Source organism: Hyphomonas jannaschiana VP2, assembly GCF_000685215.1.
Lineage (GTDB): Bacteria > Pseudomonadota > Alphaproteobacteria > Caulobacterales > Hyphomonadaceae > Hyphomonas > Hyphomonas jannaschiana.
Genome location: NZ_ARYJ01000011.1, coordinates 19,083 through 42,160 on the forward strand (window position 1 = coordinate 19,083; position 23,078 = coordinate 42,160).

At 60.0% G+C, this 23,078-nt stretch carries 23 protein-coding genes; 15 read left to right on the forward strand and 8 right to left on the reverse strand.

The features are described from left to right. Positions 1–77: 77 nt before the first annotated feature. The 3 genes from HJA_RS14340 to HJA_RS14350 all read right to left on the reverse strand — a co-directional run bounded on the left by HJA_RS14340 (position 78) and on the right by HJA_RS14350 (position 2,663). Complete coding sequence (locus HJA_RS14340; RefSeq protein ID WP_035583516.1) at positions 78–506, reverse strand: rhodanese-like domain-containing protein; 429 nt, start codon at positions 504–506, stop codon at positions 78–80. A gap of 128 nt (positions 507–634) precedes the next feature. Beyond that, the gene (gene tldD, locus HJA_RS14345; RefSeq protein WP_035583518.1) at positions 635–2,038 is read right to left on the reverse strand and encodes a metalloprotease TldD; all 1,404 of its coding nucleotides are present in this window, start codon (positions 2,036–2,038) and stop codon (positions 635–637) included. 73 nt (positions 2,039–2,111) lie between these two features. Next, positions 2,112–2,663, reverse strand: a complete 552-nt coding sequence (locus HJA_RS14350) for a tetratricopeptide repeat protein (protein WP_035583520.1) — start codon at positions 2,661–2,663, stop codon at positions 2,112–2,114. Positions 2,664–2,822: 159 nt separating this feature from the next. On the opposite strand from HJA_RS14350, the gene coxB reads away from it, so the two are divergent. From coxB to HJA_RS14405, 11 genes are all read left to right on the forward strand, one after another. Next, positions 2,823–3,788 carry a cytochrome c oxidase subunit II gene (coxB, locus tag HJA_RS14355; RefSeq protein WP_035583522.1) on the forward strand — a complete coding sequence of 322 codons (966 nt, stop codon included), beginning with the start codon at positions 2,823–2,825 and terminating at the stop codon, positions 3,786–3,788. Positions 3,789–3,811: 23 nt separating this feature from the next. Continuing rightward, positions 3,812–5,482: a cytochrome c oxidase subunit I gene (ctaD, locus tag HJA_RS14360; RefSeq protein ID WP_035583524.1), complete on the forward strand. Its 1,671-nt coding sequence runs from the start codon at positions 3,812–3,814 to the stop codon at positions 5,480–5,482. Between the two features lie 91 nt (positions 5,483–5,573). Beyond that, the gene (locus HJA_RS14365; RefSeq protein WP_155840020.1) at positions 5,574–5,978 is read left to right on the forward strand and encodes a hypothetical protein; all 405 of its coding nucleotides are present in this window, start codon (positions 5,574–5,576) and stop codon (positions 5,976–5,978) included. A gap of 85 nt (positions 5,979–6,063) precedes the next feature. After that, positions 6,064–7,017: a heme o synthase gene (gene cyoE, locus HJA_RS14370; RefSeq protein WP_035583528.1), complete on the forward strand. Its 954-nt coding sequence runs from the start codon at positions 6,064–6,066 to the stop codon at positions 7,015–7,017. Next, on the forward strand, positions 7,017–7,355 hold the full coding sequence (locus HJA_RS14375) for a hypothetical protein (RefSeq protein WP_035583530.1): 339 nt from the start codon (positions 7,017–7,019) through the stop codon (positions 7,353–7,355). The genes cyoE and HJA_RS14375 overlap by 1 nt, the downstream gene beginning before the upstream one ends. Continuing rightward, positions 7,352–7,930, forward strand: a complete 579-nt coding sequence (locus tag HJA_RS14380; RefSeq protein ID WP_035583532.1) for a cytochrome c oxidase assembly protein — start codon at positions 7,352–7,354, stop codon at positions 7,928–7,930. Before HJA_RS14375 ends, HJA_RS14380 begins: the two co-directional genes overlap by 4 nt. 77 nt (positions 7,931–8,007) lie before the next feature. Further along, on the forward strand, positions 8,008–8,886 hold the full coding sequence (locus HJA_RS14385) for a cytochrome c oxidase subunit 3 (protein WP_035583534.1): 879 nt from the start codon (positions 8,008–8,010) through the stop codon (positions 8,884–8,886). Between the two features lie 109 nt (positions 8,887–8,995). Beyond that, complete coding sequence (locus tag HJA_RS14390; RefSeq protein WP_035583536.1) at positions 8,996–9,685, forward strand: SURF1 family cytochrome oxidase biogenesis protein; 690 nt, start codon at positions 8,996–8,998, stop codon at positions 9,683–9,685. After that, on the forward strand, positions 9,682–11,067 hold the full coding sequence (gene thrC / locus HJA_RS14395) for a threonine synthase (RefSeq protein ID WP_035583537.1): 1,386 nt from the start codon (positions 9,682–9,684) through the stop codon (positions 11,065–11,067). The genes HJA_RS14390 and thrC overlap by 4 nt, the downstream gene beginning before the upstream one ends. A gap of 1 nt (position 11,068) precedes the next feature. Then, entirely contained in the window at positions 11,069–11,638 is a 570-nt protein-coding gene (locus tag HJA_RS14400; RefSeq protein ID WP_035583539.1) for a GNAT family N-acetyltransferase, read from the forward strand. A gap of 12 nt (positions 11,639–11,650) precedes the next feature. Continuing rightward, complete coding sequence (locus HJA_RS14405; RefSeq protein WP_051597732.1) at positions 11,651–12,679, forward strand: EAL domain-containing protein; 1,029 nt, start codon at positions 11,651–11,653, stop codon at positions 12,677–12,679. Here the strand turns inward: HJA_RS14405 and HJA_RS14410 are convergent, their stop codons facing one another. Further along, entirely contained in the window at positions 12,680–13,240 is a 561-nt protein-coding gene (locus tag HJA_RS14410; protein ID WP_035583541.1) for a YqgE/AlgH family protein, read from the reverse strand. Between the two features lie 123 nt (positions 13,241–13,363). Here HJA_RS14410 and HJA_RS14415 point away from each other — a divergent pair, with 123 nt between their 5' ends. The 3 genes from HJA_RS14415 to HJA_RS14425 all read left to right on the forward strand — a co-directional run bounded on the left by HJA_RS14415 (position 13,364) and on the right by HJA_RS14425 (position 15,488). After that, on the forward strand, positions 13,364–13,846 hold the full coding sequence (locus HJA_RS14415) for a peroxiredoxin (RefSeq protein ID WP_035583543.1): 483 nt from the start codon (positions 13,364–13,366) through the stop codon (positions 13,844–13,846). 143 nt (positions 13,847–13,989) lie between these two features. Further along, entirely contained in the window at positions 13,990–14,940 is a 951-nt protein-coding gene (locus HJA_RS14420) for an SPFH domain-containing protein (protein WP_035583545.1), read from the forward strand. A gap of 71 nt (positions 14,941–15,011) precedes the next feature. Beyond that, positions 15,012–15,488, forward strand: a complete 477-nt coding sequence (locus HJA_RS14425) for an NfeD family protein (RefSeq protein WP_051597733.1) — start codon at positions 15,012–15,014, stop codon at positions 15,486–15,488. Between the two features lie 13 nt (positions 15,489–15,501). Here HJA_RS14425 and HJA_RS14430 read toward each other — a convergent pair whose 3' ends face one another. The 4 genes from HJA_RS14430 to HJA_RS14445 all read right to left on the reverse strand — a co-directional run bounded on the left by HJA_RS14430 (position 15,502) and on the right by HJA_RS14445 (position 19,596). Further along, the gene (locus HJA_RS14430) at positions 15,502–17,028 is read right to left on the reverse strand and encodes a S10 family peptidase (RefSeq protein ID WP_035583547.1); all 1,527 of its coding nucleotides are present in this window, start codon (positions 17,026–17,028) and stop codon (positions 15,502–15,504) included. A 147-nt stretch (positions 17,029–17,175) separates the two neighbouring features. Next, positions 17,176–17,715, reverse strand: coding sequence for a bactofilin family protein (locus tag HJA_RS14435; protein ID WP_035583549.1), 540 nt, complete (start codon positions 17,713–17,715; stop codon positions 17,176–17,178). Then, on the reverse strand, positions 17,699–18,928 hold the full coding sequence (locus HJA_RS14440) for a peptidoglycan DD-metalloendopeptidase family protein (RefSeq protein ID WP_035583551.1): 1,230 nt from the start codon (positions 18,926–18,928) through the stop codon (positions 17,699–17,701). The genes HJA_RS14435 and HJA_RS14440 overlap by 17 nt, the downstream gene beginning before the upstream one ends. 197 nt (positions 18,929–19,125) lie before the next feature. After that, a complete protein-coding gene (locus tag HJA_RS14445) occupies positions 19,126–19,596 on the reverse strand; it encodes a peroxiredoxin (RefSeq protein WP_035583553.1) in 471 nt (156 codons plus the stop codon). Between the two features lie 96 nt (positions 19,597–19,692). Between HJA_RS14445 and HJA_RS14450 the strand changes: the two genes are divergently transcribed. Further along, entirely contained in the window at positions 19,693–23,076 is a 3,384-nt protein-coding gene (locus tag HJA_RS14450; protein WP_035583555.1) for a YhdP family protein, read from the forward strand. Positions 23,077–23,078: the final 2 nt, after the last annotated feature.

Below are 23,078 nucleotides of genomic sequence, written 5' to 3' on the forward strand. Positions count from 1 at the left end.
ACCACCGAAAAGGGCGGCCCTGCAAAGGCCGCCCTTTTTGTTTGTTGTGTTGGAGGTCGAGGCGCCTGAGAAGGCGACTAGTTATAAGGCGGAATGAACGGGTCTGTCGGCAAACCGCGTTTCAGCCAGCCGTCTCCGGCGCCTTCTTTTCCGAGCATGCCTTCCTTGATGTCGAAGACGTGTGTGAAGCCTGCCTTTTCGAGCATGCTGGCAGCTTCGCTCGAGCGTTGCCCGGTCCGGCAGATGACGGCGATCGGATGGTCCAGATCCCCCAGAACAGCGCCTCGGGCCTGTGCGACGAAATCCCGGTCCTTCACATTGATGCCGTGACTGTCGCGGGGTAGGCCGGTCATGGCCCATTCACTCGGCGTCCGGACATCCAGCACGACGATTTCGCCGCGCTGTACCATCTGCCAGGCAGAATCGGCAGGCAGGTCGCCTGGTTCTGCAAACGCCGGGGTTGTCATGAAAGAAGCCGCAAGCAGGGCGCCTGTCAGGAATCGCATTGTGTCACCGTCCTCTACTGATCGGACACACGAACGAATCAGATCGTGTCCCTCTGTCCGATTGTGGCCAGAAAGTGACAAATAGACCTCAGCGCTTCAAGCCCCGGCCTACGGAGGTAACAGCAATTTTAGCCTGCGCCGCCTACGGTCAGGGCACCAATCTTGAGGGTCGGCTGCCCGACACCCACCGGCACCGACTGACCGGCCTTGCCGCACATCCCGACGCCATCATCCATGGCGAAGTCGTTGCCGATCATGGTGACGTCCTGCAGCACAGTGGGGCCATGGCCGATCAGGGTAGCGTTCTTCACGGGCGCGACGACCTTGCCGTTCTCGACGAGATAGGCCTCGGTGCACTGGAACACGAAATTCCCGGACGTGATGTCGACCTGTCCGCCGCCGAAGTCGACGGCCCACAGGCCGCGCTTGATGGATGACACGATCTCCTGCGGATCCTTGTCCCCGCCCAGCATGACCGTGTTGGTCATCCGCGGCATGGTCTGGGCTTCGTAGCTTTCTCGGCGGCCGTTGCCTGTCGGTTCCTGGCCCATCAGGCGGGCATTGAGCCGGTCCTGCATATAGCCTTTCAGGATACCATCCTCGATCAGCACCGTGCGCTGGGTCGGCGTGCCTTCATCGTCGAAAGAAAGGGAGCCGCGGCGTGCCTCGATGGAGCCGTCGTCGATGACGGTGACACCCTTTGCGGCGACCTGTTCGCCAATACGGCCGGCATAGACGCTCGTGCCCTTGCGGTTGAAGTCACCTTCGAGGCCATGGCCAACGGCTTCGTGCAGCAGGACGGCTGGCCAGCCCGGGCCGAGCACGACTTCCATCTCGCCAGCGGGCGCGGCGATGGATTGAAGGTTGACCGATGCCTTGCGGATCGCCCGGCGAACCATGTCCTGCCAGCGCTCCGGCCGGATCCAGTCGTCATAGGCAGCCCGGCCACCTGCGCCGGCCCCCGCCGACTCGCGACGGCCGTTCTCTTCGAGCGTCACGGAGACGTTGAGGCGGACCAGCGGGCGGATGTCGGAATAGGCCGCGCCGTCGGGGCGCAGAATGTCGACTTCGGTGTGGCTGCCGGAAAGGGAGACAGAGACCTGAACGACACGCGGGTCGCTGGCCCGGGCCCAGGCATCGATTTCGGCGAGCAGTCCGGTTTTGACAGAAAAGTCCGGCGCAGCGGTCGGATCGATTGGCTGGTAGAGGCGCCGGTTCGTGGGGACGGGGCTGGCGGCCAGCTTGCCTGAATATCCGCGTTTGGCTTCCGAGGCGGTCGATGCTGCGCGCCGGATGGCGGCCAGCGACAGTTCAGAGGCATAGCCGGACCCCTGCGCCTCTCCTGCGACCACGCGCAGGCCGAATCCCTGATCTGTGTCAAAGGCGGCCGATTTCAGGCGGCCATCGTCAAAGACGAAGCTCTCAGACCGGGAGCGTTCGATGTAGAGGTCACCATCATCGCCGCCGCGAACGGCTTCAGCAAGAATGTCGGTGGCCTGGCGGAGATCGAAGGGCAGGGCGTTTTCAGTCATTCAGACTAGATGCGCGCCCGGGGCGTGAGCGGCAAGAGGTTGACGTGCGGATTCCCGTGCAACCGGACCAGCCTCAGTTGCTCACGGTGAAGCGCGTGAGCTGCCATTTGGCGCGTTCAAACTCGGGATTGAGTTCCACGGCTTTCTGGAAATCCATATAGGCACCGGCAAGGTCTCCGGTGTTTTCGCGGGCGATAGCCCGGTTGTAGTAAGCTGCGTAGAGCTCTTCGCTGTCCAGCTCGATGGCCTTGTCCAGGGAGACCAGGGCTGAGTCGAAATCCTTCAGGAAAATGTATGCGGCGCCTTCGTTCAGCCAGATGGCTCCGAATTCGGGTTTCATGTTCTTGGCCGTCGCATAGTCAGCCAGTGCTCCGTCATAGTCACCACTGCGCATGCGTAGCACGCCGCGATTCGTATAGGTGGCGGCCCTGTTGCCCATTTTCATGAGCTCGGCTTCGATGGCCTTGGTGCAGATGCGTTCGCCTTCCTGGTTGGAAACCCGGCCATAGAGGGCGGCTTCATAACAATCACGGGCGATTCCGCCGCCGATCACGGATACCTGAGCGGACGCGGCGGGGACACCGATAGCGAGAAAACTGGCAGCGAGCAGGGCAGTGCGGATCATTCTGGCCTCCAGAAAAGGGGAACTCCTGAAGTCAATTTACCATCAATGAGGCAAGACGACGACAGGCTGCGACAATATTGAGCGCGGAAAGAGGTAGGTTGCGGCAAATACGTATTGTAGATACAGGGGCAGAGATTCCAACGAGACGAGGATTCCTTCGTGCGACACCTACTTGCCGCTCTTAGCGCAGCGTTGTTCGCCGCTCCGGCTTTTGCTGCTATTCCGCGCGATGGCGCGCTCGGCATGCAACCCGCCGCGACGCGCATTGCCGAGCGTATCCACCATTTCCACACATTCCTGCTGTGGATCATTATTCCGATTACGATTTTCGTTCTGATCCTGCTGCTCTGGGTCATTCTGCGGCACAATTCCCGTACCAATCCGACACCGCGCAAATTCAGCCACAATACGCTGATCGAGGTGATCTGGACGGTCGTTCCGGCGCTGATCCTGGTCGGGATCGCCAGCCAGTCCTTCCCGAACCTCTACTATCAGGATGTTCCGCCGAACCTTCAGATGGTGCAGGACAAGGCCAACAAGCTGCTCGCCGATGGCAAGTCTGCTGAATACGAGCGCTTCACGAAGGAATACAATCCGGAAGCGGCCGCTCAGGGCTTCGTGAACGTCAAGGCCCAAGGCAACCAGTGGAACTGGACCTACACCTATCCAGACATCACGGATGACGCCGGCTACCCGCTGGAGTTCGTGTCGAACCCGCTTCAGGTTGGCCTGTCGACGGACTCCAAGGAAGGCATACGTAACCTTTCGGTCGACTATCCGATGGTTGTGCCGGCTGGCCGTTACATCCGCTATTACACGGCTGCGGCTGACGTGATCCACTCGTTCGCCGTTCCGGCCTTCGGCATCAAGACCGATGCTGTCCCGGGCCGCCTTAACGAAGGCTGGTTCCTCGTCGACGAGCCAGGTACCTATTACGGCCAGTGTTCGGAACTCTGCGGCGTCAACCACGCCTACATGCCGATCGAAGTCCGGGTTGTGCCGCAAGAACAATTCGACCGCTGGGCGGAGCTGATGCTCGCCGGCGACTATGATGCTGCAGCCGCTTCGGTGCAGACCATCGCTTCCGTTGAACCGGCGACCAAGTTCGCCGCGGTCACTGAATAAACCGAGAGAGAAGAGTACGTCCCATGCCCATGGATGAAGTCGCCCTCGACCACGCCCACGATGATCACGACCACAAGCCTGGTTTCTTCACGCGTTGGCTGTTTTCCACCAACCACAAGGACATCGGTACGCTGTACCTGATCTTCGCGCTAATCGCGGGAATTGTCGGCTATACCCTGTCCGGCCTGATCCGCTGGGAGCTCGCAGAGCCGGGCGTTGGCGTGCTCACGCGCTTCGTCGCCGGTGAAGGCGACGTGGCGATCCAGAACGCCAAACACTTCTACAACATGGTCATCACCTATCACGGTCTGATCATGATCTTCTTCATGGTCATGCCGGCTCTGATCGGTGGCTTCGGCAACTGGTTCGTACCGCTGATGATCGGCGCGCCAGACATGGCGTTCCCGCGCATGAACAACATCTCGTTCTGGCTGACGGTTGCTGCTTTCGTCCTGGCCTGCATCTCGATGACGATTCCGGGCGGTTCGGCTGGTAACGGCTTTGCCGGTGGCTGGGTGCTTTATCCGCCGCTGTCCTCGACGACCGGTCACCCAGGCCCGGCCATGGACGTGCTGATCCTGTCGCTGCACACCGCGGGTATCGCGTCGATCCTTGGTGCAATCAACTTCATCGTGACCATCCTGAACATGCGCGCGCCGGGCATGACCCTGCACAAGATGCCGCTGTTCGCCTGGGGCGTCCTGGTGACGGCTGTCCTGCTGCTGCTGTCGCTGCCGGTGCTTGCCGCTGCACTCACCATGCTGCTGACGGACCGGAACTTCGGCTCGCAGTTCTTCAACCCGGCAGGTGGTGGTGACCCGATCATGTTCCAGCACCTGTTCTGGTTCTTCGGCCACCCGGAAGTCTACATCATGATCCTGCCGGCCTTCGGCATCATCAGCCACATCGTGTCGACCTTCTCCAAGAAACCGATCTTCGGCTATCTCGGCATGGCTTACGCCATGGTGTCGATCGGCGTTATCGGCTTCGTCGTGTGGGCTCACCACATGTACACGGTCGGAATGGATGTGGACCTGAAGGCTTACTTCGTGGCCGCTACGATGGTTATCGCTGTGCCGACGGGCATCAAGATCTTCTCGTGGATCGCCACGATGTGGGGTGGCTCCATCGAGTTCAAGGTCCCGATGCTCTGGGCTATCGGCTTCATCTTCCTGTTCACCGTTGGCGGTGTGACGGGTGTGGTGCTGGCCAATGCCGGTATCGACCACTCGCTGCACGACACCTACTATGTGGTTGCGCACTTCCACTACGTGCTGTCGCTGGGCGCCGTGTTCGGCCTGTTCGCCGGCTGGTACTATTGGTTCGAGAAGATGTTCGGCATCAAGTACAATGGCATGATCGGTGGCCTGCACTTCTGGCTGATGTTCATCGGTTCAAACGTCCTGTTCTTCCCGCAGCACTTCCTGGGTCTGCAGGGCATGCCGCGCCGCTACATCGACTATGCCGATGGCTTTGCGACTTGGCACCACATCTCGTCGATCGGCTACGCCATCACCATGGTCGCGACGCTGGTCTTCTTCATCGGCCTTGCTGAGGCGCTGATCCGCCGCCGCAAAGGTGTGGCAAATCCGTGGGGCGAAGGCGCCACGACGCTGGAATGGACGCTGCCGTCGCCGCCGCCGTTCCACCAGTACAATGAACTGCCGCACGTGACGGCCAAGGGCGGCCACTAACGCCACCGCCTGAACCACTCAATCGCAGCGGCCTCTCGTTCCACGGGAGGCCGTTCGCTTTCGGAAGTCCCGGAAAGAAGGACCTGAACACGTGAACATGCGTCTGCCCATCGTGATCGGCATGTATGCCTTCATCGTGGTGTTCCTGCCGCGCAATCCCGCTGTGGACCGGATGTTCGACAAGGTCCGGACCATCGATCCGACGATCGCGATCACGGTTTCCGTTGTGGCTCTCATTGCCGGGGCCATCGGCTTGTGGGTCCTCTGGCGCCAGCCGAAAGGACTTCTACGAACCCGGCCCAGCCGCAAGCTGGTGATTGTAAATTCCGGGCTGGTCGGGATCGTGTTTGCAGGCATCTTCGACGTCATGCAGAAACTGTCCGGCGCCGCGACCGACCTCATCAGCCTGATCCTCGTGCCCATCGCCTTTATGATCGCCGAGGGCACATACCTGGCCCTCGAATGGCGCCTGAACCGCAAGTTTGATAAGGAATGAGCTTGTTCCGGCGCGCCGTCGCCCAAATGTCGCGCTGACAGCGCCCCTCTCATACCCATACGATACCCAACCAACCGGACCTGAAATGACCGACGCACCCGCCACTCCTGAAAAGCGCTACGGCACAGCCGGCGATTATGTGCAGCTGCTGAAGCCGCGCATCATGATGCTGGTGGTGTTTACAGCCGTGGCTGGCCTGATCGCGGCGACCGGTGTGACGGGTCAGACCATGCATCCCATGATGGCAGCCATTGCCGTTCTGGCCGTTGCGCTCGGCTCGGGTGCGGCTGGCGCAATCAACATGTGGTACGATTCCGATATCGACCAGGTGATGACCCGGACCTCGACCCGGCCTATTCCTTCCGGCGCTGTGCCGCGGGAAGAAGCCATCGCGATGGGCATGATCATGAGCGGCGTTTCCGTGTTGCTCATGTGGCTTGCTTCCAACTGGCTGGCAGCCGGACTGCTCGCCTTTTCCATCTTCTATTACGGCGTCATCTATACGATGTGGCTGAAGCGCTCGACGCCTCAGAACATCGTGATCGGCGGTGGGGCGGGGGCATTCCCTCCGGTGATCGGCTGGGCCGCGGTGACGGGGAACACGCCGCTGGACGCGTGGATCCTGTTCGCGATTACCTTCTTCTGGACACCACCACATTTCTGGGCGCTCAGCCTGCTGGCGCACTCGGAATATGAAAAGGCCGGCGTACCTATGCTGCCTGTCACACATGGCGCGAAAGCAACCCGCCTGCAGATGCTGCTGTACACGATTGTTCTGGCAGCGATCTCCATGGCGCCACTGGCAACCGGACTTGGCGGGTGGATCTATGGCGTTGTGACGGGCGTGCTGAACCTTGCCTTCCTATACTACGCGGTCCGGGTCTGGCGTTCGCATGCCGGAGATGCCGGTGCCCCGGGCGCTGACCAGAAGCTTGCGCGCAGCATGTTCCTGTTCTCGATCCTGTATCTGTTCCTGGTCTTTGCGGCTCTGATCGTTGAGCACGCCGCAGGACTGCACTTTCCCGTAGGGGGCTTCTGATGAGCGATGACGGCCTTAAGCCAGGCGAGGAACGTTTCCCGGAACAGGCGCATCTGGACCCGGCCGCGCGTGCGGCACAGAAGCGGCGCAATCTGTGGCTTGGTCTGGCCCTTTTGGGGTTTGTTTTCCTGGTGGGCCTGACAACCTTCGTCCGGCTTAGCAGTTCGGAGGACAATCAGTCCAACTTTTATTACAACATGAACCAGACCGGACAGCAGCAGGCGCCGGAACTTCCGCCGGGCATGTCGCCTGAGCAAGCCGAACCGCCTGCAAACCTGTCCACGGAACCGGTTGTTCATGAGGAAGTGGTTGTTGAAGAGGAGGCGCCGGAGCAATGAAGCTGTCTAATGCCAAGGTCGCGGGAATTTCACTGACCGTTTTTGCAGCCATGCTGGGACTCGGTTTCTCTGCGGAGCCGCTCTACGGCACATTCTGCCGCGTGACGGGCTATGGCGGGACCACCCGGATTGCAACGGCCGCGCCGAAAGAGATCGTGGATCAGACGATTACAGTGCGTTTCGATACCAATGTCGCGGATGTCCCATTGGAGTTCCGTCCGCTTCAACGGTCACAGGATGTGAAAATCGGCCAGCATGGCCTGGCTTTTTTCGAAGTTTCCAACCCGACCGATCAGGAATTCCATGTGATCGCGGCCTACAATGTGACGCCGCACTATTCGGGAAAATACTTCAACAAGCTGGAGTGTTTCTGCTTCGACGAGCGGGTCATTGCCCCGCATGAAACCAAGAAACTGCCGGTCGTTTACTTCATCTCTCCCGATATGGTGGAAGACCATGTGGCCGACCAGCTGGAAACCATCACGCTTAGCTACACTTTCTATGAAAGTTCGACATATAACGGTCCGAAAACTCAGGCGGCTTTAGGTGCGGCGAATTCAGCCACGGGCGGCTGAAACTGTTGCGCTTTTGGTCCGGAGCGGTCTAAACAGCTCAGAGATTCTAGGGATATAAATCAAGGGGTCCGCCAGACATGGCTCACGGCGAAGTCAAACACGATTATCATCTGGTCAATCCGTCACCGTGGCCGCTGCTCGGCTCGTTGTCGGTACTGGTTCTGGCGCTTGGCGGCGTCAATTACATGAAGGGCCTTTTCGGCATGGAAAAGGGAACCGTCTGGCTTCTGGCCCTCGGTTTCGCAATGGTCGGCTGGGTCATGATCGGCTGGTGGCGCGAAGTCATCAAGGAAGGCAAACATGGCGACCATACGCCGGTTGTCTCGATCGGCCTGCGCTACGGCATGATCCTCTTCATCGCTTCCGAAGTGATGTTCTTCGTCGGCTGGTTCTGGAGCTTCTTCGAGTTCGCGATCTATCACAGCGCGCGTGTCGGCGAGAACTGGGATGCGGCGAACCCGCTGTTCGCAGAAGCGCTGGCCAAGTTCGGTAACTGGCCGCCGGTTGGCGTCGAAACATTCGACCCGTTCCACCTGCCGCTGATCAACACGCTGATCCTGCTTCTCTCGGGCACGACCGTCACTTGGGCACACCACGCCCTGCAGCATGACGACCGTTCCGGCGCCAAGCTGGGCCTGTTGGTCACGATCCTGCTCGGCATGGCGTTCACCGCGCTTCAGGTCTTTGAATACAGCCACGCACAGTTCAGCTTTGACGGCACGCTCTATGGGTCGGCCTTCTTCATGGCCACCGGCTTCCATGGTGCCCACGTTGTGATCGGTACCCTGTTCCTGATCGTCTGCCTGCTTCGCATGCTCACCGGCGGTATGTCGGCCAAGAAGCACCTCGGCTTCGAATTTGCTGCCTGGTATTGGCATTTCGTGGATGTGGTCTGGCTGTTCCTCTTTGCCTTCGTTTACGTCACGCCGTACCTGGTTCTGGGCAACGGGCACTAGACAACCCGCGCATTCACGCGCTGACTTTCAAGGGCCCGCCGGCGCGCATTCGCCCGGCGGGCCCTGTTTATTCGGGCAGGGCCATTCCCTGTGACTGAAAGGACCAACGATGTCTTTCCGTCCGTATCCCGTGATGACCGTGTTCGCGCTCATCAGCCTGGGCATCCTGATCTGGCTCGGCAACTGGCAATATGGCCGCTTCATTCAGAAGATGGAGATCGACCGGCAGACACCGGCCTGGACCGTCCTGGACGGTGAGATCGTTCCCGGCAGCGAAGTGCTTTCCTATTATTATGTTGAAGGCCAGTCCGGATGGATGCGCGTCGTCGCGGTCGATACCGGGGAGGAGGTCGTCTACACGCCGGTTGAGATCGTGCAACAGATCGACCCGCCGGCGGTTTGCCAGGGGGAAGGATGCGCGTCCGGTCGCTTGTCGGCGCGGGGGATCTATAAGCCGCCCTTCAAACGAAATGCGTTTACAGCGAAGGACGATACGGCCAATCGCGTGTTCTATGTGCTGGACCCGGCAACATACGCCAGGCTTCTGCCGGCTGAGCTGTCGAGCCGTGTAAGAACGGATGTTTTCGAACCGGAAGTGATCCGCTTTGTTTCCGATAATGGCCCGTATCTCATCGACAACCCCTATGCACGGCTGCGTCTGGACGATGAATTGCCGCCGCAGAGGCATTTTGGCTATGCGATCACCTGGTGGGGGCTGGCCATCGCCCTGATCGGCGTATATCTCGCCTTTCACTATCAGAAGGGACGCCTCAGGTTCCGGAACGAGGACAAATCGTGAAGTATATTTCTACCCGTGGGCAGGCGCCTTCGACAGATTTTGCCGGTGCATGTCTAGCCGGTCTTGCGCCAGATGGCGGGCTCTATGTGCCGGAGACGTTTCCGCAGATTGCGCCCCCGGCAAAAGGTGAGACCTACGCGGAAGTTGCCGCGCGAATCCTCTCGGCCTTCACGGGGGAAGCGATTCCGCTGGAGGATCTGAAACCGCTGTGCGAGCGCGCCTATGGCAGCTTCTCGCATCAGTGCGTGGCGCCGCTGACGCAGTGGCGGCAGGATGCCTGGCTGATGGAACTGCACCATGGTCCCACGCTGGCATTCAAGGACATCGCGATGCAGATCATCGCGCAGATCTATGACTACCTGCTGGGCAAGTCGGGCGAACGCATGATGATTGTCTGCGCCACCTCTGGCGACACGGGCGGGGCAGCGGCGGCGGCATTTGCTGGCGCGAAGCATGCCGACCTTGTGATCCTGCATCCGCACGGCCGCATCTCACCTGTGCAGCGCATGTTCATGACGACGACGGGGGCTTCCAATGTCGTGAACCTCGCGCTCGATGGCGATTTCGATGATTGCCAGGCCATTGTGAAAGACATGTTCGGTGACCGGGAATTTGTGAACCGGGTGAATCTCTCAGGCGTCAACTCTATCAACTGGGCTCGGGTCGCGGCGCAGTCGGTCTACTACGCGACGGTTCAGGCCGCGCTTGGCGGTGCACTTCGCTTCGTTGTCCCCAGCGGCAACATGGGCGACGCGCTTGCGGGTTATGTTGCTGCGCGCTGCGGATTGCTGAGCGGCGGATTTGAAGCGGTCTGTGCGGTCAATGCAAATGACGCTCTGGCGCGTTTGTTCAATACCGGCGTGATGTCCCGTGCATCCGCTGTCGCGACACCCAGCCCGGCGATGGACATTTCCGTGCCTTCCAATTTCGAACGCCTCCTGTTCGAAATGACCGGCCGGGATGCCGAGGCGGTTCGCAACACGTATGACACGTACAAACAGTCCGGCGAAGCACCTCTTCCGCCAGAGGCTGTTTCCCGCCTGAAATGCTCCGGCTTGTCAGCTGCGTCTGTCAGCAACGATCAGACGATGAGCGAGATGAAACAGTTTGAAGCTGAGACAGGCTGGCAGATTTGTCCGCATACGGCGGTTGGCACGTTCCATGCACGCAGCCTGCCGGAAGCGGATGTGAAAACGGTCGTTCTGGCGACAGCCGCTGCAGCGAAGTTTCCGGAGACTGTGGAGGAGGCAACCGGGCGCAAGCCCGTGATGCCAGCCCGCGCCGAAGCACTTTACCAGAGTGAAGAAGTTTTTGAGCGGACGGATGCGTCGCTCGTCACAGTGCGCGCACGCATCGAGCAGCATGTCGGTCGGAGCCGGTAAGATGCTACCGCCTCTCCGCGAAACCCTGGTGACGACGGGGCGGCTGGTTCTGGCGCCACCTTTCAAGGCCGATTTCGCGGAGTGGGCTGACATTCGGGAGCGCAGCCGTGCGCATCTTGAACCCTGGGAGCCGCACTGGCCGCAGGACGCCCACAGCAAGTCGGATTGGAGCCGTCGCCTGAAAGCCTGGCACAGCGGATGGCGCAAAGGCCGCGCGCACGTCTTTCTGATAAGGCGCCAGCAGGACAACCGGCTCGTGGGCGGTGTGTCACTGACCAATGTCCGGGGCTGGCCAGCTCAGGCCGCCAATATCGGCTATTGGGTCGGTGAGCCGTACGAGGGGCAGGGCTACATGCAGGAGGCCGTCGGCACGGTGTGTGCCTGGGCATTCCAGGTTCTGGACCTCTGTCGGATAGAGGCGGGCACACTGCCGAATAATGAACGGTCTCAGCGGGTGCTTGCGAAAGTGGGGTTCGAACGGGAAGGATATGCCCGCGATTACCTGGAGATTGCGGGAAAACGGGAAGATCACATACTTTTCGCCCTCGTCAGGCCGACGTCGCAGCGCTAGATTCCTCCCGTCATGGCGCACTCCTCCGAAATCAATCCTCAGGGCAACTGGTACTGGAATGCCCCGTCCAGGCGTCTGGTGATCGATGTGCCGCGCGGATCGGACTATTCCGAATTGTCGGGGGACTGGTCGATTGATGCGCTGGAACAGATGCTGGAGGGGCTCAGCCGTGGCCGGCTGGAGCGGACCTTTGACGCAGGCGATGGGCCGGTCCGGTGCAATCTGCGTATGTCGAGCGGGCTCGGCTTCCATCTCGTCGGAGCATTTGTCGGGGATGCTGAAGCGCGCGGCATGTTGCTGACAGGTGATGATCTGCAGGAAATCGATCCTTCGGATCTGAAACCCGGGCCGGATCTGGCGCCTGTTTTCCAGCCAATCGTGTCTCTGCGAAATGGTCAGGTTGCCGGATTTGAAGCACTGGCCCGTTGGGACGATGGTGACCTCATGTCGCCGCCGAGTCGTTATGAGGATGAGGCGCTCGCCTCAAACATGCTGATCCGCTCTGCCGAGGCGCTGGCCCGCCTGCGCGACATCACCGGCCGCGACGACCTGTTCATGCAGGTGAACCTGACAGCGCGGGATCTGGCGCGCGGGACGCTTCCGGCACTCGTCGAAGCGCTGATGAATGGCTATCAGTTGCCGGAGAGATCCCTGAAGATTGAGCTGACGGAACAGGCGGCCTTGCGGGATGCAGACTATGCCTTGTCAGCTGCTCTGGCGCTCAAGGCGGTGGGGGCCGGTCTTGTGCTCGATGATTTCGGCACCGGGCATTCGTCATTTGCCTGGCTGGCGGACTTGCCGGCGGACAGCCTGAAGATCGACCACGGCCTGACCCGGCGGCTGGGCCAACATCGCACGGATACGATCCTCTCCACGATCACGCTGCTGGCGAACCGGCTGGGTATGACCAGCACGGCGGAGGGCGTAGAGCAGAAAGAGGATGCTGCGCGGCTGCGAGCGCTTGGCTTCGATCATGTTCAGGGTTTCGCATTTGCCCGGCCGATGGACATCGAGTCTGCCATACGCTTCATGCGCTACTGATCAGGCGTTTCCCGGGTCGACCTGAAGCCTGGCACTGTCGATGCCCAGACGCCCAAGCGCGTGACGCCATTTGCGTTCATGCGCGCTGGAGAAAATGAGTTCCGGATCCATGTCGCAGACAAGCCAGGCATTCTCCGCCAGTTCCGCTTCAAGCTGGCCGGCACCCCAGCCGGAATAGCCGAGGGCAAGCACGCTGCGCCGGGGCGGATGCGCCGATCCCATCGCATGCAGGATGTCCCGGGTCGCGGTCATGCAGATGTCGCCCTCGACCGGCAGGCTCGCCCCTTCATTGTAGACATCGTCGGTATGCAGCACAAAACCGCGGTCCGAACTGACCGGCCCCCCATCCAGCACGAATGTGTCCGGCACGTCTGCTTCGATCGGTACATCGAGTTGCTCGAAGAGCTGGGGCAGACGCAGATGCGCCATTGGCTTGTTGAGCACGATACCCATCGCGAATTCCGGAGAATGGGCGCAGACCAGAATGACTGAACGCGAAAAGCGCGTATCGCCGATGCCGGGCAGGGCGATCAGAAGCTTGCCTGTCAAGTCTGTATCCATTGTGCGCGGCTTCCTTAAATGCTGAGGCTGAGCCATCCCGACCGCTTTGGCAAGGGCGGGAATCCTTGCTTCGCAGCGTCTGGCAGCCTATCTCCATGGTCAAACCTGCAGGGAGAAAAGCAGATGAGCATCAAGGTCGGTGATAAGCTTCCGGACGCAACTTTCATGGAAATGACGGCAGATGGCCCGGCGCCATGCACAACGGCAGACGTCTTTGGCGGTAAAACCGTCGCCCTGTTCGCCGTGCCTGGCGCATTCACCCCGACCTGTTCGGCGAAACACCTTCCGGGTTTCGTGGAGAAGCTGGATGAGTTGAAAGGCAAGGGCGTTGACGATGTCGTCTGCACGTCGGTCAACGACGTGTTCGTCATGGGTGCATGGGGCAAGAGTGCCGATGCGGATGGTAAAGTGCGCATGCTGGCAGACGGCAACGGCACCTTTGCAAAGGCCCTCGGCCTTGAGATGGACGGTTCCGGCTTCGGTATGGGGCAACGCTCCCAGCGTTACTCCATGATCGTGAAAGACGGCGTGGTTGCGGAACTCAACGTTGAGCAAGGCGGCGAGTTCAAGGTTTCCAGCGCGGACTATATGCTCGGACAACTTTGATTTAATTGGCGTAACGCCTTTTAACCATTTCAGTTCATGATCGGCGTGCTTGGGGGACAGGCACGCCGATTTTGTTTGATTTTTATTGAAAAACGGCAAATCCCTCCCCACTTAAACTGTGTGTAGCAGAGGAGAGGGACCTAATGGATCCGTATTTTGTGGTGATCGTGCTCGTCTTTGTGGTGGCGATCACTGTGCTTGTGTCGGCATTCAAATTCGTGCCCCAAGGGTACAATTTCACCGTGGAGCGTTTCGGGCGCTACACCAGGACGCTGACCCCTGGCCTGTCTGTCATTACGCCCTTCATCGACCGGGTGGGCCGGAAGATGAACATGATGGAGACGGTCCTTGATGTGCCTCAACAGGAAGTCATCACCAAGGACAACGCCATGGTGTCCTGCGATGCCATCGTCTTCATCCAGGTGATCGACCCGGTCGCGGCGGCCTATGAAGTCAACAATCTCCACCATGCGATCCAGAACCTCTCGCTGACCAACATCCGTACCGTGGTCGGCTCCATGGATCTGGATGAGGTTCTGTCGAACCGCGATGACATCAACGCACGCCTTCTCAGCGTGATCGACGCCGCGACGAACCCTTGGGGTGTGAAAGTCACCCGGATAGAGATCGCCGACCTCAGCCCGCCGGCGGACATCACCGAAGCCATGGCCCGTCAGATGAAGGCCGAGCGTCTTAAGCGTGCAGAAATCCTCACGGCCGAAGGTGACAAGCAGTCTGCCATTCTGAAGGCCGAAGGCCAGAAGCAGGCGCAAATCCTCGAAGCCGAAGGCCGCCGTGAAGCTGCCTTCCGCGATGCTGAAGCCCGCGAGCGCGAAGCTGAAGCTGAAGCGAAGGCCACCGCAATGGTCTCCGAAGCGATCGCGCGCGGCGACGTCAACGCCATCAACTACTTCCTCGGACAGGCCTATGTCGAAGCTTTCGGCAAACTTGCTACGTCCAACCAGCAGAAGACGGTCATCATTCCGGCCGAGTTCTCCAGCATCATTGGCGCCATTGAGGGTATCAAAGGCCTCACCGGCGCTGCCAAAGACGTTCAGGTTCAGTCCGGCGCTGTACCGCCAACGCGAAGCTGAGGCCTGCCATATTCAGGGGCTCCGGACTGATCCGGAGCCCCTGACAGACGATCTGTTTTCGGAGGCATAAAATGTTGGAAGAGCTGTTTACCCACCTGACCGTCTGGCACTGGCTGGCGCTTGGATTGCTGTTGTTCGGCATCGAGATGATGACCGGAACCTTTGACCTGCTGATGATCTCCATCGCAGCCTGGCTGACCGCAGCCTTTGCTGCCCTCGCGCCTGACAGCCTGTCTCATTGGCAGGGGCAGGTTCTGTTCTTCGGAGCTGCGTCCGTTGCTCTTTTCGTTCTGGGCCGCACCGTGCTGTCCGGCATGCGAAAGACGACACCGGAGCACCCGACGCTGAACAAGCGGATGGACAGTCTGATCGGTCAGCGTGGGGTTGCCACGTCAGACTTCTCGAGTGCCGGGCAGGGGCGCGTGAAAATTGGCGATACGGTCTGGGGCGCTGAGACCGTCGATGGCTCAGAGGTCATTCACAATGGCGACGGCATTGTGGTCGAGGGCGCGCGTATGAACACGGCCCTCGTCCGGAAAAGCGCTTGAAGGCTGGTGTGCGTTACTGACCAGCCTGAATGAAGTTGCGAACGTCGTTGGAGAGCTTCGTTCCGTCGGACTCTTTCAGGTACATCATGTGACCGGCGTCATAATAGTCGAACTGGACCCGGTCGAGCACGACGCCATTCTGGTACATTGCCATTTCGGCGCCAAAGAATGGCGTAGCCAGATCGTACCAGCCTGACGCCAGAAGAACCTTCAGGTCCGGATTTTCGCGCATGCCTTTGCCGAGCCAGGGCGTGACGTTCACATAGGCTGGCCAGCCCTGTTCGTTCATGCTCCAGTTCCATTGCGAGCCCGGCTCACCCGTCAGCACCTTGTAGGGGCGAGTGAAGTCCACTTTCAGCTCACGGGTCAGGTAGTCATTGATCGCGGCGACGTAGGCCGTGTCCATGCCGTAGCCGGATGGGTCATTCTCCGGTGTATCGGCCGTGCCTTCGCTGTCGATGCCCTTGTAGCGGCCATCGAACCGGCCAACAGTGTAGCCTTCATTGCGAAGCAATTCCTTGCGGAAGCGTGTCGGGTCGACGCGCAGGTTGGCAAGCTCGATCCACTTCGCAGACACGCCCAGATAGTCGCTCATGTCTGAGGCAAGGGCGCTTTTCTGTTCCGTCGTCAGGGTCGAGCCGCGGATCAGCGCCGGGGCCAGCGTGTCTGTTGCATAGGTGCGGGCGTCAGCAACGAAGGCGTCGAAATTATCGTTCCAGCGCGCCTTGTTTGCCTTGCCATGATACCATGCAATCGCAGCTTCCGTCGGGAAGAAGGCGATATGGGCAGAGTCATTGCCCGGCGCGAAACGCGCGTTCTGGAAGTCGAGGATGGCCGAGATCAGGATCACCCCGTTCAGGCCAATTCCATTCCAGCCGCCCTGCAGCTTTTCTGTGAGGGCAGCGGCCCGCGTCGTGCCATAGCTTTCGCCGGCCAGGAATTTCGGGCTGTTCCAGCGGCCGTTTTCCGTCAGCCAGACGCGGATGAATTCGGCAATGCTCTCTGCGTCCTCGTTGACACCGTAGAACTCCTTGCCTTCCGTTTCTCCAAGCGGACGGGAGTAACCCGTTCCGACCGGGTCGATGAAGACGAGGTCGCTGACATCCAGAAGCGAGTTCTGATTGTCCTGGATCGTGTAGGGCGGTGCGCCGACACCGCGTGCGTCAGATGGCGTAATCACCTGTTTCGGTCCGAAGGCGCCCATGTGCAGCCACAGGGAGGCCGAGCCCGGCCCGCCATTGAAAACGAATGTCACCGGACGCGTGGTCGGGTCGCTGATGCCATTGCGGACATAGGCAACCGAGAAGATCGACGCGGTCGGCTGGTCTTTTTCGTTCCGGAGATAGGTCTCCCCGGCAACGGTCGTGTATTTGATCGTCTGGCCGCGAAGCTTGAACGTGTGGTCGGAAGAAAAGGACTTTGCCTCGGGAATGTCTGCAGCGCTTGCGGTTGGTCCGGATGTTCCGGTTTTGGCCGGTTCATCTGCAAAAGCCGGTCCCATGGACAAGGCCAGACCGAGGGCAATCAACCACGCACGCATATCAGATACTCCGCTATCAAAAGTGGGGCGGACCCTATCAGCTGGGGCATGCCGGGCAAGGTTGCGGACTGAAACGAGATCTTTGAAACACAACAAAAAACGCCGGCATCTCGCGATACCGGCGTTTCAATTCAGGTAGAGCCTGGATCAGGAAGCGGTTGGCGAAATGCCGAAACCGCCTGCGGCGTTCGGAGTTGCGCTCGGCGCCGAGGACGATGCGGCCGGGCGGGCATCGCTGGCAGCTGCGCGCGGGGCGGCATCCTTCAGCGGATCATCAGAGTGTTTGACCTGGCCTTCGAAAACAGCGTTCGACTGAATCTGCAGCGAAGAGTGAACGATGTCGCCCTTCACATGCGCGCCGGTTTCCAGCTCGACCTTGCGGGCACGGATGGAACCCTTGATGCGGCCTTTGACTTTCACGACTTCGGCTTTGACTTCGCCGGTGATGTGACCGGATGCGCCAATGGTGATGTCCGTTGCAGCCACGTCGCCATCGACGGTGCCGTCGATTTGCAGTGCGCCTTCAGACGTCACCGAGCCATTGATCTTCATGTCTGCGCAAATGATGGATGCAGCCCGGGCGGCCGGCTTCGAGGCGGCGCCGCGGATGGCATCGACGGAAGGTTGGACCTTGGCCGGCTCAGGTGCCGACGGTGTATCGTTGTGTTTGTTACTCTTGGTGAACATGACGGCCTGCTTTCAGGAATTTTATTGGATCATAAGGTTTGCCGTTAAACCAGACTTCGAAATGAAGGTGGTCCCCCGTGCTACGACCGGTTGTACCCATCTTGCCCACAAGATCGCCGACCTCCACGGTTTGGCCTTTTTTTACCGTAATTCCGCTGAGGTGGCCATAGCGCGACTTAAAGCCGTGCCCATGGTCGATTTCCACAAGCCGCCCGTAGCCCGAACGGGGACCTGCGTAAGAGATAACGCCAGGGCCGGCTGCAACGATCGGAGCGGCATGATAAGCCGCCATGTCGATGCCATTGTGCCAGCCTGGGCGTTTCTTGAAAGGATCGACGCGAACGCCGTAATTACTGGTCAGCCTGTAAGGCACCCCGACCGGGATACCCAGCGGCAGTGAGGATACGATGTCCTCATAGTAGAGCATTTCCGCGACCCGGGCCTGTGTTTGCGACAGGCGGGAATAGAATGTGGTGTCGGTCAGGGAAAGGCTGCTGAGGTCCGGGCCGGATGTCGCATTGGCGAGCGAAATGAACGGGCCGCCCGTTTCGCTGCTGGCCACGATGCGGTCAGATCCGACCGATGTCAGGGCGAGAATGCCCCGTGCGCGTTCTGTACGTTCCGTCGCGATGTCTTCGGCTTCGTCGAGAATGCGTTCCTGGTCCATCTTGAGCGATCGGACCGATCCGCGAGAGCTGGCGGTTTCGAACTGGGCAGTGATGCGGACCGGCTCGCGCGACTGGCGGCTATCCGCTTCTTCGATCGATGCCTGGACCAGCAGGGACGCGCCATCACCCTTCAGGGAGGAGGTTTCGAGATCGTCCTCGCCCTTGAGCTGTTTGTAGAGGTCTTCGAGTGCCTTCTGGCGCTCTTCCCACTCAACGGTCTCTTTCTGGAAAGCGTCCGTGCGTTCCTCAAGCAGCGATCGGGACAGAGCGTCCTTGGCACGCAGCTCCTGCACCCAGCGTTCGTATTTGGCGAGTTCGCGGCCATCCGGGTTGCCAGACAGGGCGCTTCCGCCACCGCTCAGCACGAATGAACCTGTCGCAAAAATCGTCCAGCCCGCCAGCGCCGCGATGCCGGCTGCGAATATCGCCTGCTGCCATGGAGACACAGAAATGTAGCGGACCGTGCCGCCACTGCGATGGTAGATTTGACGCTCAGGGAAGGCTTTATTGAAGGCCGCCTTCAGATTCGCGCTCCACTTCGCCATTAACGCCACCCGTAGAACCGGAAAATCACTCCCCCGCTGCAGCAATCACTACAGCAGGTTTCCCAAACCCTTGGGAATAATACATACCGATTTCGATACGCTACGGAACCCCTTGGGCACAGAATTCGTGTAAATTTTCGCTCATGAGGGTAAAAGGCTTGTTAAACATGGAAAAAACGCATGCAGAAGGTCAGGTTTCAGGCGTCTGATTTGATGACATTGAGTACATCTTCGGCATGCCCCTTCACGCGCACCTTTCTCCAGATTCGTATTACCTTTTTGTCAGGTCCGATGAGGAAGGTTGAGCGCTCGATCCCCATGTAGGTCTTGCCGTAGTTTTTCTTCTCCACCCACACGCCATAGGCCTCGCAGACCTTGCCATCTTCATCCGAGGCGAGCGTGACGCCGAGGTCGTGCTTGGTCGCGAACTTTTCGTGCTTTGTCAGCGTGTCGCGCGACACGCCCACAATTTTAGCGCCGGCCTTTTCGAACTCGTCCGCGAGTGCGGTGAAGTCTTTCGCTTCGGTCGTGCAGCCCGGCGTATCGTCCCGCGGATAGAAGTAGAGAACCAGAAGCTGATCCTTGTAATCGGCGAGCTTTATCGGCCCTTGCGTTGAATCCATGCTGAAATTCGGGGCATTTCCGCCTTCTTTGGGTCCGATTGCCATGTAATCCTCCTATGGTGCGCCCCGGCTGTCCTGCTTATATCAGACACAGCGCTGAACGGCGTGTATGACTGGACCCGACTTGTACGGAGCGTGCCCTTGGTCCGCCAGACCGCCTCACTGATTTTTCTCGAAATACTTGGCGGCCTGATCCTGCTCGTCCTTGTTGCGGCAGGTTTGCTGGCGGCCCGGCTCTATTCAGGCCCGATGGACCTGTCCATGTTCCAGGACGATCTCGAGCGGGCCATGACGGAGGCGCGCGATGGCCGGGAGGTCCGGCTGGGCGGCGTCCAGCTCGAATGGTCAGCCGAAGACAAGCGGCTCCATATCTCAGGTTCCCGCCTGCAAATGATGGATGCCAAAGGCAATCTCAGTGCCGAGGCCAGCCACGCCAACATCGTCCTGTCCGGATCGTCGCTCGTATTGGGGGACATTGAAGTCCTTCGTCTCGACCTGGTCGATGGCTGGGTGAACATCGATCAGGAAACGCCGTCGATCTGGTTCGTCGGCGGGGAACCTTTGCCGGAGATCCCGGAAGGCAAACTGCCTGAAACACCACAGGAATGGCTACAGCGTGCCAATGAAGTGCTGCCACCCGTGCTGGAGGCGCTCAAGCAGGGCGAGCAGAATTATGCACTGGAATATCTCGGCTTCACGGGTTTCGAATTCCGGCTGCGTGACAGCAACCAGCAGCCGGTTCTCGACATTACCGACGCCAAAGGGCGGATCTCCCGTGAGGCGGATGGCATTCTGGTCAGTGTCGCCGGTACTGGCGCGGGTGAGGGGTTGCCGGGAGGGCTGGCGGCGACCGTCCGCTCTTATACGCTTGAAGACAGGCTGCATGCAGAGATCGCCGTTGCCGATTGGCCGCTGGCAGACCTTGCATCGCGGTTCGGTGCGGAAGTCGATACGTTCGAAGGGCTTCCCGCCAGTGCGGACGCCACGCTCGATTTCTCAACCGGGACCGGCATCAGCGAGATCGCCTTCCATTCCGAAATGGGAGAAGGCCGCGTTCCGTTTGCAGGGGGCGTCGATGTAAAAGGCCTCGATGTCACGGCAACCTATCTCGCCAATGATGACACGATGCGGATCGATGTCACGGGCGACAAAGTCGGGCCAGCCAGCGGTGAGGCGATCCTGACGCTGAAAAACATTCTGGAAGGACAGGCGGCCCATGAGTTCGAGCTGAAAAGCGACAGCCTGACGCTCGACTTCACACCCGTCTTCGAACGGCCCGTCACGCTGACGGGTGTCGAAGGGGCGGGACTGTTGAGTGTGACTGCGCGGCAGATCGATGATCTGGACCTGAAGTTTATGGAGGCAGATGCCGGCTTCCACGTGACCGGAAGTGTCGGCCTGACGCAGGACAAGCAGGATGGCGAACCGCCTATCCTGGGAAGCATTTCTCTCGAGACCAGTGGGGATGTCACCAAGGATACGGTGATGGCGTTCTGGCCGGTCGGGCTGGGCACAGGCGGGCGGAATTTTGCGCGTGACAATATCGAGGCTGGTGCGATCCGGGATGTCAAAGGGCATATCGATCTGAAGCGCGACAGCTTTGGTGAAGATGGATACCTGCGCGACAGCGACCTGGAGCTCACCTTCGTCGCCGAGGATGCCTGGGTCAAATTCCTGTCCGATCTTCCGCCGGTAGAGAGAGGCCTCGGAAAAGGCCGCCTGACTGGCAACTCGTTCCGCGTCACACTCGATTCGGGGGAATATGGCGGCTGGGATCTGGATGAAGGTGCCTTTGTCATGCCGGCCTTCAATGAGCGTGGCGCAGATTTCCGGGTCTTCGCGCGCGGGCATGGCCCCATTTCCCTGGTCGTGAAGATGCTGGTCGACTCGCGTCTGGAGATCGATTTCGATCCTGCGCGCCTGTCCGGCGATGGCGAGATGACTTTCGAAATGTTCCGTCCCGCGCTGGATGATGTTCCGTATAAAGACATACGGTTCACGGCGATCGGTTCGGTGAAAGACGCGGGGCTGAAGGATGCGGCCCTGGGCTTCGACCTCACGGACGGTTCGGCCAAAGTGAATGTCGACCAGGACGGTATGACCATTTCCGGGTTCGGTGACCTTGGGCCTTCGCCTGTACAGTTCACCTGGCGGGATGCGTTCAATGATGGCGACCAGCCTTCACTGCTGTCAGCGTCCAGCATTGTCACGCCGGACTTCCTGAATGAATTCGGTGTGCTCGGCAGGGCCTACCTTTCCGGTGAAATCCCGATCGAAGTGCAGGCGGAAATTGGCGAGGGCTCGAGCATCGTCGCGGACACGGCGCTCGACCTGACCGAGTCCCGGCTGGATCTGTCGGAGATCGGCTGGGTGAAGGCGCGCAACAAGGAAGCCAAGGCGTCCGTGCATTATCAGGGACTGGAAGACGGTTATACGGCGACAGTCGTGTTCCACGCCGATGATGCGTATCTTGATGGCGACTTCACGCTGGGCGGCGATTCCAAACTCGTCTCGGCTACGCTCCGCCGCGCCTATCTGAAGAACAAGGCGGATGTCGGCGGCACCGTCACACGCAAGGACGGCGCGTTGAATTTGGGGCTCACCGGTACCTATCTTGATCTCTCCGGTGCAATGCCGGGCGTCGGGGTCATCGGAGACGCCGACGATGCGGGGACGAAGACCCCGCTGCGCGTCACCGCGAATGTCGACACGCTCACGCTTCGGCCGGGCCTCGATATGACCGAGGCGAAATTCTCCATGGCGTCCGGCGCTGCTGGAATCGATACGTTCATGGCGACAGGCCTTGCCGCGGACGGCTCACCATTTGAAGCGCGCTTCGACACGAATGGCGGTCAGGCGGCGACATTCCACGTGTCCAGCGGCGATGCCGGCTTCATCGCGAGCGCGTTCCTTGGGATTGATTATCTTGAAGGCGGCCAGCTCGAAATGGATGGCACGCTGGCGAACGACAACCAGCCGTCTAAATTTGACATCTCCATCACGAATACCCGGCTGACCAATGCGCCCTTCCTGACGCAGATCCTGTCGCTCGCGTCTCTTCGCGGGCTGGCGGATACGCTGGGCGGGGAAGGGGTGCTGTTCTCCCGGCTCGACATTCCTTTGACGGTGGCTGGAGAGCGTTACGTGGTCACCGGCGCCAAGGCGCAGGGGCCGGCCCTCGGCCTGACCACGAATGGCTATTTCGACTCCAAGGACGGGAAGATCGAATTCGATGGCGTGCTCGTGCCAAGCTTTGGCATGAACTCCGCTCTCGGAACAATCCCGATCCTGGGAGACCTTGTTGTCGGTCGCGATGGCGAGGGCGTGTTCTCGCTCACCTACGCGATCCGCGGCACGATGGAGAAAGCGAACGTCTCGGTGAATCCGCTTTCCGCGCTGGCACCGGGCGTTATCCGGCGGATCTTTGAAAACCCGTCGGATACGCGAATCCCGGAAGCCAAGCCGCGGCCGCCCGATGAGCCGATCCCTTCGGAACTGCCGCCCATTCCGGACGAAGAGTTCTAGAC

Excerpts from the sequence above, each read along its gene's own strand:
- HJA_RS14420 (WP_035583545.1), top strand. The coding sequence starts at position 13,990 with ATGGATCCGTATTTTGTGGTGATCGTGCTCGTCTTTGTGGTGGCGATC.
- HJA_RS14340 (WP_035583516.1), bottom strand. The coding sequence starts at position 506 with ATGCGATTCCTGACAGGCGCCCTGCTTGCGGCTTCTTTCATGACAACC.
- tldD (WP_035583518.1), bottom strand. The coding sequence starts at position 2,038 with ATGACTGAAAACGCCCTGCCCTTCGATCTCCGCCAGGCCACCGACATT.
- HJA_RS14405 (WP_051597732.1), top strand. The coding sequence starts at position 11,651 with ATGGCGCACTCCTCCGAAATCAATCCTCAGGGCAACTGGTACTGGAAT.
- HJA_RS14375 (WP_035583530.1), top strand. The coding sequence starts at position 7,017 with ATGAGCGATGACGGCCTTAAGCCAGGCGAGGAACGTTTCCCGGAACAG.
- HJA_RS14415 (WP_035583543.1), top strand. The coding sequence starts at position 13,364 with ATGAGCATCAAGGTCGGTGATAAGCTTCCGGACGCAACTTTCATGGAA.
- HJA_RS14435 (WP_035583549.1), bottom strand. The coding sequence starts at position 17,715 with ATGTTCACCAAGAGTAACAAACACAACGATACACCGTCGGCACCTGAG.
- HJA_RS14380 (WP_035583532.1), top strand. The coding sequence starts at position 7,352 with ATGAAGCTGTCTAATGCCAAGGTCGCGGGAATTTCACTGACCGTTTTT.
- HJA_RS14430 (WP_035583547.1), bottom strand. The coding sequence starts at position 17,028 with ATGCGTGCGTGGTTGATTGCCCTCGGTCTGGCCTTGTCCATGGGACCG.
- HJA_RS14440 (WP_035583551.1), bottom strand. The coding sequence starts at position 18,928 with ATGGCGAAGTGGAGCGCGAATCTGAAGGCGGCCTTCAATAAAGCCTTC.
- HJA_RS14445 (WP_035583553.1), bottom strand. The coding sequence starts at position 19,596 with ATGGCAATCGGACCCAAAGAAGGCGGAAATGCCCCGAATTTCAGCATG.
- HJA_RS14410 (WP_035583541.1), bottom strand. The coding sequence starts at position 13,240 with ATGGATACAGACTTGACAGGCAAGCTTCTGATCGCCCTGCCCGGCATC.
- ctaD (WP_035583524.1), top strand. The coding sequence starts at position 3,812 with ATGCCCATGGATGAAGTCGCCCTCGACCACGCCCACGATGATCACGAC.
- HJA_RS14390 (WP_035583536.1), top strand. The coding sequence starts at position 8,996 with ATGTCTTTCCGTCCGTATCCCGTGATGACCGTGTTCGCGCTCATCAGC.
- HJA_RS14350 (WP_035583520.1), bottom strand. The coding sequence starts at position 2,663 with ATGATCCGCACTGCCCTGCTCGCTGCCAGTTTTCTCGCTATCGGTGTC.
- HJA_RS14425 (WP_051597733.1), top strand. The coding sequence starts at position 15,012 with ATGTTGGAAGAGCTGTTTACCCACCTGACCGTCTGGCACTGGCTGGCG.
- HJA_RS14385 (WP_035583534.1), top strand. The coding sequence starts at position 8,008 with ATGGCTCACGGCGAAGTCAAACACGATTATCATCTGGTCAATCCGTCA.
- HJA_RS14400 (WP_035583539.1), top strand. The coding sequence starts at position 11,069 with ATGCTACCGCCTCTCCGCGAAACCCTGGTGACGACGGGGCGGCTGGTT.
- cyoE (WP_035583528.1), top strand. The coding sequence starts at position 6,064 with ATGACCGACGCACCCGCCACTCCTGAAAAGCGCTACGGCACAGCCGGC.